Raw genomic sequence first — 13,579 nt, 5'->3', positions numbered from 1 at the left:
CGGTCAAATGCTCAGGGGCAACCGCGCAGGGGACGACCGCGTCAGGCGAAAACGATCTTGAGGATTTCGTAAGCCTTGTCGCCACCCGGCGTGCGAACCTCGACCGAGTCGCCCTCGTCCTTGCCGATCAGCGCACGCGCCAGCGGCGATTTCATGTTGAGCTTGCCCTTCTCCAGATCGGCCTCGGGCTCGCCGACGATCTGGTAGGTCTTCTCTTCGTCGGTGTCCTCGTCGACGATGGTGACAGTCGCGCCGAATTTCACGGCGCCCGTCATCTTCGACGGGTCGATCACCTCGGCCCGGCCCAGAAGCCCTTCGAGCTCCTTGATCCGGCCTTCGATAAAGCCCTGCTTCTCGCGTGCCGAATGGTATTCGGCATTCTCCGAGAGGTCGCCCAATTCCCGCGCTTCCGCGATCGCAGCAATGATCGCAGGCCGCTCTTCGGACTTGAGCTTTTTCAATTCTGTATTGAGCGCGTCGAAACCCGCGCGCGTCATCGGTTGTTTGTCCATGGAAGGCTCCCGAATTCGGAACTGTCCCCAATTCAGGGCATCTAAATCTGCTCTGACCCCCGGAAGTCAAGTGGACAGCGCGATTTTCGCGGCGAATTGCCGATCTCCTCAGTCTGGGAAGGGATTGTAATTTGGCGCAAGATTGTTGCGCGGCATCGCAGCGTAACAATTGCCTCGTTACGCTAGGTAGGCTAGGCAGGACGCCAGCTAGGACGACCAGCAAGGGGTTCGACAGACATGACCGACGTGACGCGCGAGTCGATGGAATATGATGTGGTGATCGTGGGCGCGGGGCCTGCAGGGCTTTCGGCGGCGATCCGTCTCAAGCAGATCGACCCGGAGCTCGAGGTCGTCGTGCTCGAGAAGGGCTCGGAAGTGGGCGCGCATATCCTGTCGGGCGCGGTGCTCGACACCAGCGGGTTGGATCAGCTGATCCCCGACTGGAAGGACAAGGGCGCACCGATCACCGTGCCGGTCAAGAAGGACAATTTCTACATGCTGGGCGAGGCCGGGGCGATGCGCATCCCGAACTGGCCGATGCCGCCCTTGATGTCGAACCACGGCAAATACATCGTCTCGATGGGCAATGTCTGCCGCTGGATGGCCGAGCAGGCCGAAGGTCTGGGCGTCGAGATTTTCCCGGGCATGGCCGCGTCGGAAATCGTCTGGGACGGCGACCGGGTGGCCGGTGTCGTCGCGGGCGAGTTCGGCAAGAACCCCGATGGCACGGAAGGCCCGGGCTACGAGCCGGGCATGGAGCTGCGCGGCAAATACGTGATGATCGCCGAGGGCGTGCGCGGCTCGCTCGCCAAGGTGATGATGGAGAAGCACAACCTCTCCGACGGTCACTGCCCGCAGAAATTCGGCCTCGGCATGAAGGAAATCTGGGAGATCGACCCGGAGAAGCACCGCGAAGGCACCGTGACCCACACGATGGGCTGGCCGCTGGGCGGCAATGCGGGCGGCGGGTCTTTCATCTATCACCTCGAGAACAATCAGGTCTATGTCGGCTTCGTGGTGCACCTGAACTACGAGAACCCGCATCTGTATCCCTACATGGAGTTCCAGCGCTTCAAGCATCACCCGATGGTCGCGGAACTGCTCGAAGGCGGCAAGCGCGTGGCTTACGGCGCGCGGGCGATCTCGGAAGGCGGCTGGCAGTCGATCCCGAAACTGACCGTGCCGGGCGCGGTGCTACTGGGCTGCTCGGCGGGGCTCGTGAACGTGCCGCGCATCAAGGGCAACCATAACGCGATGCTGTCGGGCATCGCGGCGGCGGAAGCTGCGGCAGAGGCGATCAAAGGTGGTCGCGCGGGCGATGAACTGACCGAATACGAGGCCGATCTGCGCTCGGGTCCGATCGCAAACGACCTCAAGAAGGTCCGCAACGTGAAGCCGATGTGGTCGAAATGGGGGATGGTCCCCTCGCTGATCTTCGGTGGGCTCGACATGTGGACCAACGATGTCTTCGGCTTCTCGCTGTTCGGCACGCTCAAGCATGGCAAGTCGGATGCGAAAGCGACCGGCGAGGCGAGCAAGTTCAAGCCGATCGACTACCCCAAACCCGATGGCAAGCTGAGCTTCGACCGCCTGACCAATGTCAGCTTCTCGAACACCAACCATGAAGAGAGCCAGCCCTGCCACCTGAAGCTGAAGGATCCGTCGATCCCGATCTCGGTGAACCTGCCGAAATATGACGAGCCCGCGCAGCGCTACTGCCCGGCGGGCGTCTACGAGGTGGTCGGCGAGGGCGACGACGCGAAGTTCCAGATCAACTTCCAGAACTGCGTCCACTGCAAGACCTGCGACATCAAGGACCCGAGCCAGAACATCAACTGGACCACCCCTCAGGGCGGCGACGGGCCGAACTACCCGAACATGTGATCGCGAAGGGGGCCTGAGGGCCCCTTTTTGCACCGGACTCTGGGAAGGCCGAATATGCCGACGCAAACACCGACTGGCTCGTTTCCGACCCGGCCGATCGTCGTGGTCTGTCGCCCCTTCGACGAAAACAGCGGGGGGCAGATCGTGCTTCACGCGTTGATTGACCGCATGCGGAGCCTTCGCGTCGACGCCTATGCAAGTCAGCCCTGCAAGACCTACCGATCCCTGCGCCCTGCATGGCTTGGCGCGTTGAAGCGCTGGAACTATCGCCGGAAGCTGCCGGAATTTTCCGCGCATGAGAGCATGGATGTGCCCATGGCCTCCGATGCGGTCCTTGACGATGCGATCATTGTCTATCCGGAGACGGTCAGGGGTAACCCGCTGGAAGCCGAGCGCGTGGTCCGCTGGCTGCTGAACCGCCCCGGCCTGTTGGGCGGCAATGAAACCCTCGATCCGAGCGAGGAAGTCTTCTTCTATCAGGAAGCCTTCGCCGAAGGTGTGGCCTCCGTTTCACCCGATCGTCTGCTGCGGGTGCGGTGGCTGCGCGAGGACGTCTATCGGGATGAAAACCGTTCGCGCTCCGGCAGTTGCCGGATGATCCGGAAGGGAACGGATACGATTTCGCAAATCCCGGAAGGCGACCGCGCTATTCCGCTCGACGGTCTCAGTCACCAAGAAATCGCCGAGGTCTTCAATAAGACCGAAGTTTTCTACTGCCACGACCTCTACACGATGTACGCCTATTACGCGGCGCTGTCGGGCTGTGTGCCGGTGGTCGTCCCACGTCCGGGCTTGAGTGCGGAGGATTGGCGGGACGGCTTCGAGTTGAAGCACGGGGTCGCTTATGGTGAGGAGGAAATCGACTGGGCGCGCGCGACGCGCGATCAGTTGATTGCCGACATGGCAGCGGCCAGAGAGCAGGAAACCGAGAATGTCTTGCGCTTTCTCGCTATTCTGAAAGAGCGTTTCGGCTGATCGCACCCGGCTTCGAGGAGGAATTTGTGCCCATGCGAAACATCGTGATCTATGGCTGCGGCGGGTTCGGGCGCGAAGTGCTTCAGGTGATCCACGCGATCAATGCGGAGGCTCCGACCTGGAACGTGCTCGGTTTCGCGGTCGATCCCGGCATTGAGCACCCGGAGACGGTCCACGGGCTGCCGGTCACCTCCGATCTGTCCACCTTCGGAGACGATCCGCTGCCGGATGTCGTCATCGCGATTGGCTCTCCGGCGGGGCGCAAGGGCATTGCGACCCGTTTGGGCGCGCGCGGACACGCTTTTCCGGTGCTGGTGCATCCGAGGGCGTGGCTCGGTGAGAATGTCCGGCTGAGCGATGGTGTCATCATTTGCGCAGGCGCCTGCCTGACGACCGATATCGAGCTGTCCGATCATGTTCACATCAATCTCAGCGCGACAGTTGGGCATGATGTGGAAATCGGATCCTTCTCGACGATCAGCCCGGGGGCGAATATCTCGGGCAATGTCCACTTGGCGGAGGAAGTCGAGATCGGCACCGGGGCGAGTATTATTCAACGCATCCCCGTCGGCCGGGCTTCGGTGATCGGCGCGGGGGCTGCTGTGGTCCGGGAAATTCCCGAAAACAGTGTCGCGGTGGGAGTCCCCGCGAAGGTTATCCAGACCAAGAGTGATCCCGCCTGAGTTCAGAGCAGGCGCTCGATCGCCTCCCGCAAATCCCGGTCGCTCAGCAGGGCGACATCGGGATGCGTCGGGATGTTGACGAGATTGCGATACAGCTCCGTCGTCTTCGGCAGGTCAGCCAGCGGTTTGTAATATTTTCCGAAGGTCAGCTGTTTGCTGTCCAAGATCGTTTCCAAAGGGATTTCCGTCTCGGCAAGATAACCCCAGCTCATGGCGGGCGCGCCGATGTTGAATGGCGTCAAAGGGCGCAGGCCAAGCTCGCGCGCGATGTCATGCACGCGCTCGGCCTGCTCGAAATACTCTTTCTCCCAAGTGTCGACCCGCTCGAGGCGGTCGATGAGGAAGGCGCAGGAAATATCGGAAATCTTGCCGTTGTTCACCCAGCAAGACGGTTCCGCTGGAACCGCCCCGTAATTGATCAGGCTGTAGAACTCTTCGGATAGCTCCGCGGGCGTAATCGCAAGACCACCTTCGCCCATGCCATAAGGCTTGGTGTGGTGCAGGCTGAGCGCCTGCCACGGCCAATCGGGCAAATCGCGACTGATCCCCGCCGCGTTATCCAGAAGCAGGAGTTTCCCGGTGGCCTTGGCGTATTCGATATAGGCGGAGAAGTCGCGATGAAGGCCGAACGGATTCACGACGACGAGCCCGTCGAAACTGTCTTCGGGAAGCGCCTTCAACTGCTCCAGGTCGAGAAGCCCCTGATCGTCGCAATCGACGAAGTGCATAGCGGCGAAGTGGCCGCGTCCCAGGTTCTGAAAGCTGAACGCGGAGCCGACCCATTGTAGTGCGCGCCCCTCGCGCAGCGCCAGAAGCTTCGCCATCGCCTCCAATGCAATTCCGGCGTTCGCGCAGGGCGTGACGGATGTTTGCGGTCCGAAGCTGAAATGCGCAGCGAATGATTCTACGAGCTTTCGATACAGAGGGCCGCGATTTGCCCAGCTGTTTTCGCCACTGCAGAGATCGAGCAGCGTGGTCACTCGAGTCATATCGGGAGATTTGGCGTTGATGAACTTGACTTGGGTATCAGTCACAAGGTGATCGTCTTTCAACTCGAAGAAGAATTTACAGGCAGACTGCTAACCTTAAAGATGTGCAATCTGCAAATACTCGTTATGCGTAGCCTTCGAGCCTGGCGAATTCTCGTCGTCTCGCCTGAAGCTGTGATTGAGTATCCGCGCGCGACGACTTTACGTCAATTCCCTCATCACAACGCCGTGTCTGCGCAGGCGGCTTCCCGCGTGCGGTGGTTCGGCTCATTGTAATGCCCGCAGCGCGCCGTTACGCTCGATTTCAACCCGAATGAGAGGACCGTTTCGTGTCGAGTTTGAAGACCCCGCTGCGCCTTGCGCTCTTCGCCCTCTTGATGGGCTCCACCGCGCCGATGCCGCTGCTGGCTCAGGATGCGCCGAAGGCTGGCAGCGCCGAAGATGCGGCGCAGGCTGCCGATGACGCCGAGGCCAAAGGCGATGCCGGCGACACCGCGAATGACCCGAGCCCCGCAGAGGCGGGGGCTTATCTCGCCGCGCGCATCGCGTCGCAGCAATTCGATTTCGCCGAGGCCGCGCATTACTACCGCCAATTGATGACCAGCGGCGATACCAGCGGCGCGACCGCGGAAGCGACGCTCGTCTCCGAGATTGCGATCGCCGATTTCGACCGCGCCACGCCGCTTGCGCAGCAGATGGTGGAGGCCGGGACCGGCAGCCAGATCGCGGCGCTCACCGCGTTGGCGGCCGATGCGCATGACAAGAACTGGACCGGGGCGCTCGCGCTTCTCGACAGCGGCGCCGATCCCGGGCCGCTCGTGGGCGGTCTGACCAAGGCCTGGGCGCTGGCGGGCGACGGCAAGATGTCCGACGCCTCCGCGGCCTTCGACGAAGTCGGCAAGCAGCAGGGCCTTGCGGCCTTCGCGGGCTTCCACAAGGCGCTCGCGTTGGCGCTGGTCGGCGATTACGAAGGCGCCGATGCGATCCTGAGCGGCGAACACGGCGAGAAAATCACCTCGACCCGGCGCGGTGTGCTGGCCCATGTCGAAGTGCTCTCGCAGCTCGAGAAGAACAAAGAGGCGCTGAAGCTGATCGAGGATCGCTTCGGCAAGGATCTCGATCCGCAGCTGAAGGACATTCGCACCAAGCTGGAGGCGGGCGACACGCTGCCCTTCGACGTCGTGCGCAACGCGTCCGACGGCGTGGCGGAGGTCTATTACTCGGTCGCACAGGCGCTGATCGGGGATGCGCCCGACACGTTCACGCTGGTGCATTCGCGGCTGGCGAACATGATCCGGCCCGACATGGATGATGCGACGCTGCTGACCGCATCGATGCTCGACCAGCAGGGCCAATACGATCTTGCTATCGAAGCCTATGCCGACATCAAGCCCGACAGCCCGATCTACCACGCCGCCGAAATCGGACGCGCGGAATCGATGGTGCGCGCGGGCCGCAACGATGCGGCGATCGAAGTGCTCGAGAACCTGTCGCGCAGCCGTCCCAAGCTCGTGGGCGTCTGGACCGCTCTGGGCGACACGCTGCGCCGCGAGAGCCGCTTTGCCGAGGCTGCAAAGGCCTATGACAAGGCGATCGACCTGCTTGGCCAGCCCGAGCCGAAGGACTGGTTCGTCTGGTATTCGCGCGCCATCGCGCAGGAACGCTCGGGCAATTGGGACGAGGCCGAGAAGGGCTTCCGCGAGGCGCTGCGTCTCTCGCCCGATCAGCCCTCGGTGCTCAACTATCTGGGCTATTCCTATGTCGACAAGGGCGAGAATCTCGACGAGGCGCTCGACATGATCCGCAAGGCCGCCGCCGAGCGTCCCGATGCGGGCTTCATCATCGACAGCCTCGGCTGGGCGCTGTTCAAGCTTGGCCATTATCAGGAGGCGGCCGAGAAGATGGAGCGCGCCGTGGAGCTCGAGCCGCGCGATCCGCTGCTCAACGACCACCTCGGCGATGTGCTCTGGGCCGTGGGCCGCCAGCGCGAGGCGAAATTCCAGTGGCGCCGCGCGTTGTCCTTCGCGACCGACGATGCGGAGACCACCGAGGAGCTCGATCCCGATGCGATCCGCCGCAAGATCGAGGTGGGTTTGGACCAGCTGCGCAAGGAGCAGGGTCTGCCGCCGCTCGAGGACAAGGGCCCGAGCAAGGATACCGCTCAGGCTGCCCCCGAAACTCCCGCGAGCGATGCGAATAATTGACGCCTTCGCGCCGGCGAAGATCAACCTGACGCTCCATGTCACCGGCCAGCGGGCCGATGGCTACCACCTGCTCGACAGCCTCGTGGCCTTCGGGCCGATGGGCGACCGGCTGGTGCTGCGTGAGAGCGATGTGCTGTCGCTCAGCGTCGCGGGGCCCGAGGCGGCGGGCGTGCCCGCCGACCCGTCGAACCTCGTGCTGAAAGCCGCGGCCCTCCTGTCGCGCCCGGCAGGGCAGGGGGCCGAGATCCATCTCGACAAATATCTGCCGCCCGCCTCGGGCATCGGCGGTGGATCGTCAGACGCGGCGGCTGCGCTGCGGGGGCTGGCTGCGCTTTGGGACCAGCCGCTTCCGGCAGAGACCGCACAGCTTGGGGCAGACGTGCCGATGTGCCTGACGCCGCAGCCCCAGCGCGTGCGGGGCATCGGCGAGACGCTGGACCCCGTGGCCCTGCCGCCGCTACCCGCGCTTCTGGTCAATCCGCGCGTGGAAGTGCCGACGCCTGCGATCTTCAAAGGGCTCGATTCGAAGGACAATCCCCCGATGCCGGAGGCGCTTCCGACCTTTGCCGGCGCGCACGATTGCATCGACTGGCTCGCGACCCAGCGTAATGACCTGCAAGCCCCCGCCATCGCCTCCGCCCCGGTGATCGGGGAGGTTCTGGACGGTCTCATGATGCTGCCCGGCTGCCGCCTCGCGCGCATGTCGGGCTCGGGTGCCACCTGTTTCGCGCTGTTCGAGACGCTGGACGGGGCGCAGGCCGCCGAGGCGATGCTGGCCCAACGTCGCCCCGACTGGTGGCGCGCCTCCGGCATGCTCGGCGATCAGACGCAAAAGGCGCAGCCCCAAAGCCGCGCCTCTTCCTCTTGACCCAAATATCCCGGGGGGAGCCCGCAGGGCGGGGGCAGAGCCCCCTCAGCGCAGCCGCGCCACCACGTAATCCGCCAGATCGTCCAGCATCTGCCGCAGCTCGCTCTCGGGCAGGACCTTGAGCCGCTCGCGCCCGCGATCGGCCCATTCGAGGGCTGCCGCGCGGGTCTCTTCCAGCGCGCCGGTCGCGTGCAGCAGCTCCATCGCATGCTCCAGATCGCCCTCGCGCTGGTCACCCTTGTCGATGGTGCGGGTCCAGAAGGCGCGGGCGTCCGCGTCGGCTTTCGCCAGCGCCTTGATCAGCGGCAGGGTCAGCTTGCGCTCGCGGAAATCGTCGCCCACGTTCTTGCCCATCGTCTCGGCATCGCTGAGATAGTCCAGCAGATCGTCAACCACCTGGAACGCGATCCCGAGGCTCTCGCCGTAATCGTGCAGCGCCGCGATCTGGTCCTCCGGCGCACCGGCCAGAACCGCGCCCGCCTCGGTCGCCGCCGAGAACAGCGCCGCCGTCTTGCCGCGCACCACCTTGTAATAGGTGTCCTCGGTCGTGTTCAGGTCTTCCGCGGCCGAGAGCTGCAGAACCTCGCCCTCGGTGATGACGGCGGAGGCGTTCGACAGGATCGACAGAACCCGCAGGTTGTCGGTGTCGGTCATCAACTGGAACGACCGCGCAAACAGGTAATCACCAACGAGCACGCTCGACTTGTTGTCCCAGAGCAGGTTCGCGGTCGGGCGGCCCCGGCGCTGCTTGCTCTCGTCGACCACGTCGTCATGCAGCAGCGTCGCGGTATGGATGAACTCGACCGCTGCCGCGAGGTTGTGATGCAGGCTGCCCTCGTAGCCGCACAGCCGCGCCGCCGCGACGGTCAGCATCGGCCGCAGCCGCTTGCCGCCCGCGCCGACCAGATGGGCGGTCACTTCGGGGATACGCGGCGCGTTTTCCGAAGCCATGCGCTCGGCGATCAGCGCATCCACCGCCGCCATGTCGCTGGCCAAGGCTTCCGCGAGCCGGTCATGCGGTTTCGCCGTGTTGTCGGGCTTGTCGTCGAGGCTCATGTTCATCCCTTCGATCTGCCTCATCTCGACAGCCCTCGCAAGGGGCCGTAAGTGAGGGATATGAAAGAGCTACTGCGCAGCACGGACCCGGTGAAACTGGCCATGGCGACCGCCCTTCTCGAGGGCGAGGGTATAAGCACGTTTCAACTCGACGTCCATACGAGCGTGCTGGAAGGCTCGCTCGGAATCCTTCCGCGCCGCCTGATGGTGCGCGACAGCGACATGTTCATGGCGCAGGCGGTTCTGCGCGATAACGAGATCAAATCGGATTGATGCCCATGGATCGGTTCGGGCCCGATGAATTGACAGTCGATGGCTTTCTCGGCGGGCGGTTGCGCATCGCCCAGCCGCGCGCGGGCTACCGCGCGGCGATGGACCCGGTCCTGCTGGCGGCGGCCTGTCCGGCGCAGGCGGGCCAGTCGGTTCTGGAGCTCGGCTGCGGGGCAGGGGTGGCGAGCCTGTGCCTTGGCTGGCGGGTGTCGGGGCTTGCGCAAAGCGGGGTGGAACTGCAGCCCGCCTATGCCGATCTGGCCCGGCGCAACGCGGCGGAGAACGGGATCGCGCTCGAGGTGATCGAAGGCGATCTGGCGCAGATGCCGGCCGATCTCCGGGCGCGCAGCTTCGATCATGTCATCGCCAATCCGCCCTATTTCGGGCCCGAGGACGGCACGCCCGCCGCCGATCCCGGACGCGAGCGCGCACAGCGCGAGGCGACGCCGATCAGCGCATGGCTCGACGCGGGGCTACGGCGGCTCAAGCCCGAGGGGCGGATCACGCTGATCCAGCAGGCCGACCGTCTGGCGGACCTATTGGCGGGGTTGCACGGGCGGACCGGCGCGATCACCGTTCTGCCGATCGCCCCTCGCACAGGGCGCGCGGCGCGGCGGGTGATCGTCACGGCCCGCAAAGGCGCGCGGACGCCGCTGCAGCTTCTGGCGCCGCTGATCCTGCATTCGGCGCCGGTGCATTCACGCGACGCAGAGGATTTGACGGATATTGCGCGCGAAATCCTGCGCGAAGGTCAAAAATTGCCGATTCCGCGTTAACGCTTTCGCAAGATTTCGCGAAAATGCTGGGGATAACCCGTCGCTATACGACATTTCCGTGACACGACTCAAAACCTGTGCTGCAATCGATGGGCTGACAACTGGAGAGGAGACTGCCATGTCGCTTGGTTCGCATATCACCGAACTTCGCAAAAAACATGAGGCTCTGTCGATGGAGGTCGAGCGCGCATCGCGCAGACCCGGCATCGACGATCTCGAAATCGCTCAGATGAAAAGGCAAAAACTTAGGCTGAAAGAGGAAATCCGCCGCCTCGAAACGGCCTGAGGGCCCTCCCACGAGTTTAACCGGGCCGTCCTTCGGGGCGGCCCGTCTCTTTTGAAAAAGGGCCGTTAGAGCGGATGCCGACTCAGGCCGAACCTTTCCGCGGTATCTCCTGCCCGGTCATATCTGGCGGCGGAGGCGCGGCGCGCCGACGCCGACCGCCAAGCGCCGCCAGCCCGGCGCCCCCGGCGATCATCGCCGCCGCGATCAGCAGGGTAGGCCGCGCGTCCGCAATCCCGACTGCGACCAGCACCAGCGTCGAGACCAGCGGGGCCGCGTAGGAGGCCGTGCCCAGCAGCTGAATATCGCCCCGCTTCACGCCAAGATCCCACGTGTAGAAGGCGAGCCCGACCGGCCCCAACCCCAAGCCGATCACCGAGGCCCAGCCGATCGCGTCCGCAGGCCAGATCGTCGGCTCCAGCGCAAGATGGGCGACGGCCGACAGGGCCGCGCTCGCGAGGCAATAGACCGCGACCGCCGCCGTCGGCACCGCGCCGAAGCGCCGCGACAGCAGCGAATAGCTCGACCATGTCAGTGCGCAGATCAGCGCCAGCCCATAGCCGGGAAGCGCCGCGGGATCGGCGGAAATCCCGCCCCCGAGGATCAGCGCCGCGCCCCCGAAGGCGAGCACCGCCCCCGCGACATGCCAAAGCGTCAGCCGCTCGCCGGGCAGCAACCCGGAAAAGAGCACGATCAGCAGGGGCCAGAGATAAGCGATCAGCCCGGCCTCGGCCGGGGGCGCGAGGCGCAGCGCCGAGAAATAGAGGAAATGATAACCAAACAGCCCCGCGGTCCCGGCGAGATAGACCTTCCACGACACATGCCGCAGCTGCCCCAGCGCACCGGTCGCCACCAGCCAGATCACGCCCACCGCGCCGCCCAAAGCGAAACAGAGCGCGTTCAGCATCAGGGGCGGCACCGGGGCCGACCCCACGGTGAACAGCGCCAGAAGCGCCCACAGCAATACCGCTGTGAACCCGATCGAAGTGGCCTTGCCGCGTGTCATGCTGTCCCCGCCAAAACTAAAGAGGCCCGCAAAATGCGGGCCTCCGTCGAGAATGCCAAGAGGCGAAATCAGATGAAGTACTGACCGCCATTCGCGGTGATGGTCGAGCCGGTGATGAAGCCCGCATCGTCGGATGCGAGGAACACCACGCAGCGCGCGATTTCTTCGGGCTCGCCCAGACGACCGACCGGGATCTGGCCGATGATCGACTCGCGCACCTTCTCCGGCACCGCCATGACCATCTCGGTCGCGATATAGCCGGGGCAGATCGCGTTCACCGTGATGCCCGCGCGCGCGCCTTCCTGCGCCAGCGCCTTGGTGAAGCCCAGATCGCCCGCCTTCGCCGCCGAGTAATTCGCCTGAGCGAACTGACCCTTCTGGCCGTTGATCGAGGAGATGTTCACGACCCGGCCGAACTTGCGCTCGCGCATCTTCGTCCAGAGCGGGTGGGTCATGTTGAAGATGCCGCTGAGATTGGTGTCGATCACCTGGTTCCACTGCTCGCGGGTCATCTTGTGGAAGGGCGCGTCGCGGGTAATGCCCGCGTTGTTCACCAGAACGTCGATCGGGCCGACCTCGGATTCGATCTGCTCGATCCCCGCCGCGCAGGCGCCGTAATCGGCGACCGACCATTTGTAGGTCTTGATCCCCGTCTCCTCGGTGAACTTGGCCGCAGCCTCGTCATTGCCGGCATAGTTCGCGACGACCGTGTAGCCCGCCGCCTGCAGCGCCTTCGAGATCGCCGCGCCAATGCCGCGCGATCCGCCGGTGACCAATGCAACTCTCGCCATGATTCCTCCTCCAAATGGAATGCCCTTGAAATGCTGTTACCGAAAATGACAAGAGCGCGCAACAAAGTTGCGCGCTCTTTTTGCAGATGCAGCATTTTTTTGCCGTTAGAGGCCTTCAATGCACATTGCGACGCCCATACCGCCACCGATGCAGAGCGTGGCGAGGCCTTTTTTCGAGCCCTGACGCTTCATCTCGAACAGAAGGGTGTTGAGGATTCGCGCGCCGCTGGCGCCGATCGGGTGGCCGATGGCGATGGCGCCGCCATTGACGTTCACCTTGCTGACATCCCAACCCATGTCCTTGTTCACCGCGCAGGCTTGCGCCGCGAAGGCCTCGTTGGCTTCGATCAAGTCGAGATCGGAAGCTTTCCAGCCCGCCTTCTCCAGCGCTTTGCGCGAGGACGGGATCGGGCCGCAGCCCATGATCGACGGGTCGAGCCCGGCGGTCGCATAGGAGGCAATGCGGGCCAGCGGCGTGAGCCCGCGCTTCTCGGCCTCTTCCTCCGACATCAGCAGCACCGCGGCCGCACCGTCATTGATGCCGCTCGCGTTGCCCGCGGTCACCGAGCCGTCCTTGGCGAAGGCCGGGCGCAGCTTCTGCATGTTCTCGATCGTCGCGCCGTGGCGGATATATTCGTCCTGATCCACGACCGTGTCGCCCTTGCGCGTCTTCACTGTGAAGGCCGCGATCTCGTCGGCAAACTTGCCGGCCTTCTGCGCAGCCTCGGCCTTGTTCTGCGAAGCCAGCGCGAATTCGTCCTGCATCTCGCGCGAAATCTGCCACTGGGTCGCGACATTTTCAGCGGTCTGGCCCATGTGGTAGCCGTTGAACGCGTCCCACAGGCCGTCCTTGATCATCGAGTCGATCATCTTCATGTCGCCCATCTTCTGACCCGCGCGCAGATGCGCGACATGGGGGCTGAGCGACATGCTTTCCTGACCGCCCGCGACGACGATTTCGGCATCGCCGCACATGATGTGCTGGGCGCCGAGCGCGACCGTGCGCAGACCCGAACCGCAGACCTGGTTGATCGACCAAGCGGCGCTTTCGATCGGCAGACCCGCGTTGATATGGGCTTGGCGGGCGGGGTTCTGGCCTTGGCCCGCGGTCAGTACCTGACCGAGGATCGTCTCGGACACATCGGACTTCTCGATCCCGGCGCGGGCGACGACGGCCTCGATCACGGCGGCGCCGAGGTCATGTGCGGGCGTATTGGCAAACGCGCCCAAAAACGAGCCGACGGGCGTGCGCGCGGCCGAGACGATGACGACATTGGTCATG

Annotated in this window: 14 protein-coding genes; 8 read left to right on the top strand and 6 right to left on the bottom strand. The window is 64.3% G+C overall.

Going from position 1 to position 13,579, the window contains the following annotated elements:
• Positions 1-41: 41 nt before the first annotated feature.
• On the bottom strand, positions 42-512 hold the full coding sequence (gene greA / locus BMI85_RS07510) for a transcription elongation factor GreA (protein WP_078548983.1): 471 nt from the start codon (positions 510-512) through the stop codon (positions 42-44).
• A 237-nt stretch (positions 513-749) separates the two neighbouring features.
• On the opposite strand from greA, the gene BMI85_RS07505 reads away from it, so the two are divergent.
• From BMI85_RS07505 to BMI85_RS07495, 3 genes are read left to right on the top strand one after another with little or no spacing between them, the layout of a single operon-like run.
• Positions 750-2,396: an electron transfer flavoprotein-ubiquinone oxidoreductase gene (locus BMI85_RS07505; protein ID WP_078600569.1), complete on the top strand. Its 1,647-nt coding sequence runs from the start codon at positions 750-752 to the stop codon at positions 2,394-2,396.
• Positions 2,397-2,450: 54 nt separating this feature from the next.
• Positions 2,451-3,371, top strand: coding sequence for a hypothetical protein (locus tag BMI85_RS07500; RefSeq protein WP_078600568.1), 921 nt, complete (start codon positions 2,451-2,453; stop codon positions 3,369-3,371).
• A gap of 32 nt (positions 3,372-3,403) precedes the next feature.
• Positions 3,404-4,054, top strand: coding sequence for an acetyltransferase (locus BMI85_RS07495; RefSeq protein ID WP_078600566.1), 651 nt, complete (start codon positions 3,404-3,406; stop codon positions 4,052-4,054).
• Positions 4,055-4,056: 2 nt separating this feature from the next.
• Here the strand turns inward: BMI85_RS07495 and BMI85_RS07490 are convergent, their stop codons facing one another.
• The gene (locus BMI85_RS07490) at positions 4,057-5,043 is read right to left on the bottom strand and encodes a DegT/DnrJ/EryC1/StrS family aminotransferase (RefSeq protein ID WP_210402326.1); all 987 of its coding nucleotides are present in this window, start codon (positions 5,041-5,043) and stop codon (positions 4,057-4,059) included.
• Between the two features lie 329 nt (positions 5,044-5,372).
• Here BMI85_RS07490 and BMI85_RS07485 point away from each other — a divergent pair, with 329 nt between their 5' ends.
• Together BMI85_RS07485 and BMI85_RS07480 are read left to right on the top strand one after the other, a co-directional pair.
• Positions 5,373-7,247 carry a tetratricopeptide repeat protein gene (locus tag BMI85_RS07485; protein WP_143595024.1) on the top strand — a complete coding sequence of 625 codons (1,875 nt, stop codon included), beginning with the start codon at positions 5,373-5,375 and terminating at the stop codon, positions 7,245-7,247.
• The gene (locus BMI85_RS07480) at positions 7,234-8,115 is read left to right on the top strand and encodes a 4-(cytidine 5'-diphospho)-2-C-methyl-D-erythritol kinase (RefSeq protein ID WP_078600560.1); all 882 of its coding nucleotides are present in this window, start codon (positions 7,234-7,236) and stop codon (positions 8,113-8,115) included. Before BMI85_RS07485 ends, BMI85_RS07480 begins: the two co-directional genes overlap by 14 nt.
• Before the next feature lie 45 nt (positions 8,116-8,160).
• Here the strand turns inward: BMI85_RS07480 and BMI85_RS07475 are convergent, their stop codons facing one another.
• Positions 8,161-9,195: a polyprenyl synthetase family protein gene (locus tag BMI85_RS07475; RefSeq protein ID WP_244176598.1), complete on the bottom strand. Its 1,035-nt coding sequence runs from the start codon at positions 9,193-9,195 to the stop codon at positions 8,161-8,163.
• A 36-nt stretch (positions 9,196-9,231) separates the two neighbouring features.
• On the opposite strand from BMI85_RS07475, the gene BMI85_RS07470 reads away from it, so the two are divergent.
• From BMI85_RS07470 to BMI85_RS07460, 3 genes are all read left to right on the top strand, one after another.
• Positions 9,232-9,444, top strand: coding sequence for a DUF2007 domain-containing protein (locus BMI85_RS07470; protein ID WP_075773958.1), 213 nt, complete (start codon positions 9,232-9,234; stop codon positions 9,442-9,444).
• Positions 9,444-10,217, top strand: a complete 774-nt coding sequence (locus BMI85_RS07465; protein WP_143595040.1) for a methyltransferase — start codon at positions 9,444-9,446, stop codon at positions 10,215-10,217. Before BMI85_RS07470 ends, BMI85_RS07465 begins: the two co-directional genes overlap by 1 nt.
• 118 nt (positions 10,218-10,335) lie before the next feature.
• The gene (locus tag BMI85_RS07460) at positions 10,336-10,503 is read left to right on the top strand and encodes a DUF465 domain-containing protein (RefSeq protein ID WP_078548964.1); all 168 of its coding nucleotides are present in this window, start codon (positions 10,336-10,338) and stop codon (positions 10,501-10,503) included.
• An 82-nt stretch (positions 10,504-10,585) separates the two neighbouring features.
• Here the strand turns inward: BMI85_RS07460 and BMI85_RS07455 are convergent, their stop codons facing one another.
• From BMI85_RS07455 to BMI85_RS07445, 3 genes are all read right to left on the bottom strand, one after another.
• Positions 10,586-11,506, bottom strand: coding sequence for a DMT family transporter (locus tag BMI85_RS07455; protein WP_078600558.1), 921 nt, complete (start codon positions 11,504-11,506; stop codon positions 10,586-10,588).
• Between the two features lie 68 nt (positions 11,507-11,574).
• Positions 11,575-12,297 carry an acetoacetyl-CoA reductase gene (phbB, locus tag BMI85_RS07450; RefSeq protein ID WP_078600556.1) on the bottom strand — a complete coding sequence of 241 codons (723 nt, stop codon included), beginning with the start codon at positions 12,295-12,297 and terminating at the stop codon, positions 11,575-11,577.
• A gap of 105 nt (positions 12,298-12,402) precedes the next feature.
• Positions 12,403-13,578 (bottom strand): acetyl-CoA C-acetyltransferase, encoded by a 1,176-nt coding sequence (locus tag BMI85_RS07445; protein ID WP_078600554.1) that lies wholly within the window; start codon positions 13,576-13,578, stop codon positions 12,403-12,405.
• Position 13,579 lies beyond the last annotated feature (1 nt).

The sequence above is a fragment of the Thioclava sp. DLFJ4-1 genome (genome assembly GCF_002020145.1).
Lineage (GTDB): Bacteria > Pseudomonadota > Alphaproteobacteria > Rhodobacterales > Rhodobacteraceae > Thioclava > Thioclava sediminum.
The sequence above is the reverse complement of the archived record's forward strand: the minus strand, read 5'-3'. Positions and strand labels throughout refer to the sequence as shown.

Bases quoted from the DNA above. Each gene is read 5' to 3' on its own strand.
- greA (WP_078548983.1), bottom strand. From the start codon at position 512: ATGGACAAACAACCGATGACGCGCGCGGGTTTCGACGCGCTCAATACA.
- BMI85_RS07505 (WP_078600569.1), top strand. From the start codon at position 750: ATGACCGACGTGACGCGCGAGTCGATGGAATATGATGTGGTGATCGTG.
- BMI85_RS07500 (WP_078600568.1), top strand. From the start codon at position 2,451: ATGCCGACGCAAACACCGACTGGCTCGTTTCCGACCCGGCCGATCGTC.
- BMI85_RS07495 (WP_078600566.1), top strand. From the start codon at position 3,404: ATGCGAAACATCGTGATCTATGGCTGCGGCGGGTTCGGGCGCGAAGTG.
- BMI85_RS07490 (WP_210402326.1), bottom strand. From the start codon at position 5,043: ATGACTCGAGTGACCACGCTGCTCGATCTCTGCAGTGGCGAAAACAGC.
- BMI85_RS07480 (WP_078600560.1), top strand. From the start codon at position 7,234: ATGCGAATAATTGACGCCTTCGCGCCGGCGAAGATCAACCTGACGCTC.
- BMI85_RS07475 (WP_244176598.1), bottom strand. From the start codon at position 9,195: ATGAGGCAGATCGAAGGGATGAACATGAGCCTCGACGACAAGCCCGAC.
- BMI85_RS07470 (WP_075773958.1), top strand. From the start codon at position 9,232: ATGAAAGAGCTACTGCGCAGCACGGACCCGGTGAAACTGGCCATGGCG.
- BMI85_RS07465 (WP_143595040.1), top strand. From the start codon at position 9,444: ATGCCCATGGATCGGTTCGGGCCCGATGAATTGACAGTCGATGGCTTT.
- BMI85_RS07460 (WP_078548964.1), top strand. From the start codon at position 10,336: ATGTCGCTTGGTTCGCATATCACCGAACTTCGCAAAAAACATGAGGCT.
- BMI85_RS07455 (WP_078600558.1), bottom strand. From the start codon at position 11,506: ATGACACGCGGCAAGGCCACTTCGATCGGGTTCACAGCGGTATTGCTG.
- phbB (WP_078600556.1), bottom strand. From the start codon at position 12,297: ATGGCGAGAGTTGCATTGGTCACCGGCGGATCGCGCGGCATTGGCGCG.
- BMI85_RS07445 (WP_078600554.1), bottom strand. From the start codon at position 13,578: ATGACCAATGTCGTCATCGTCTCGGCCGCGCGCACGCCCGTCGGCTCG.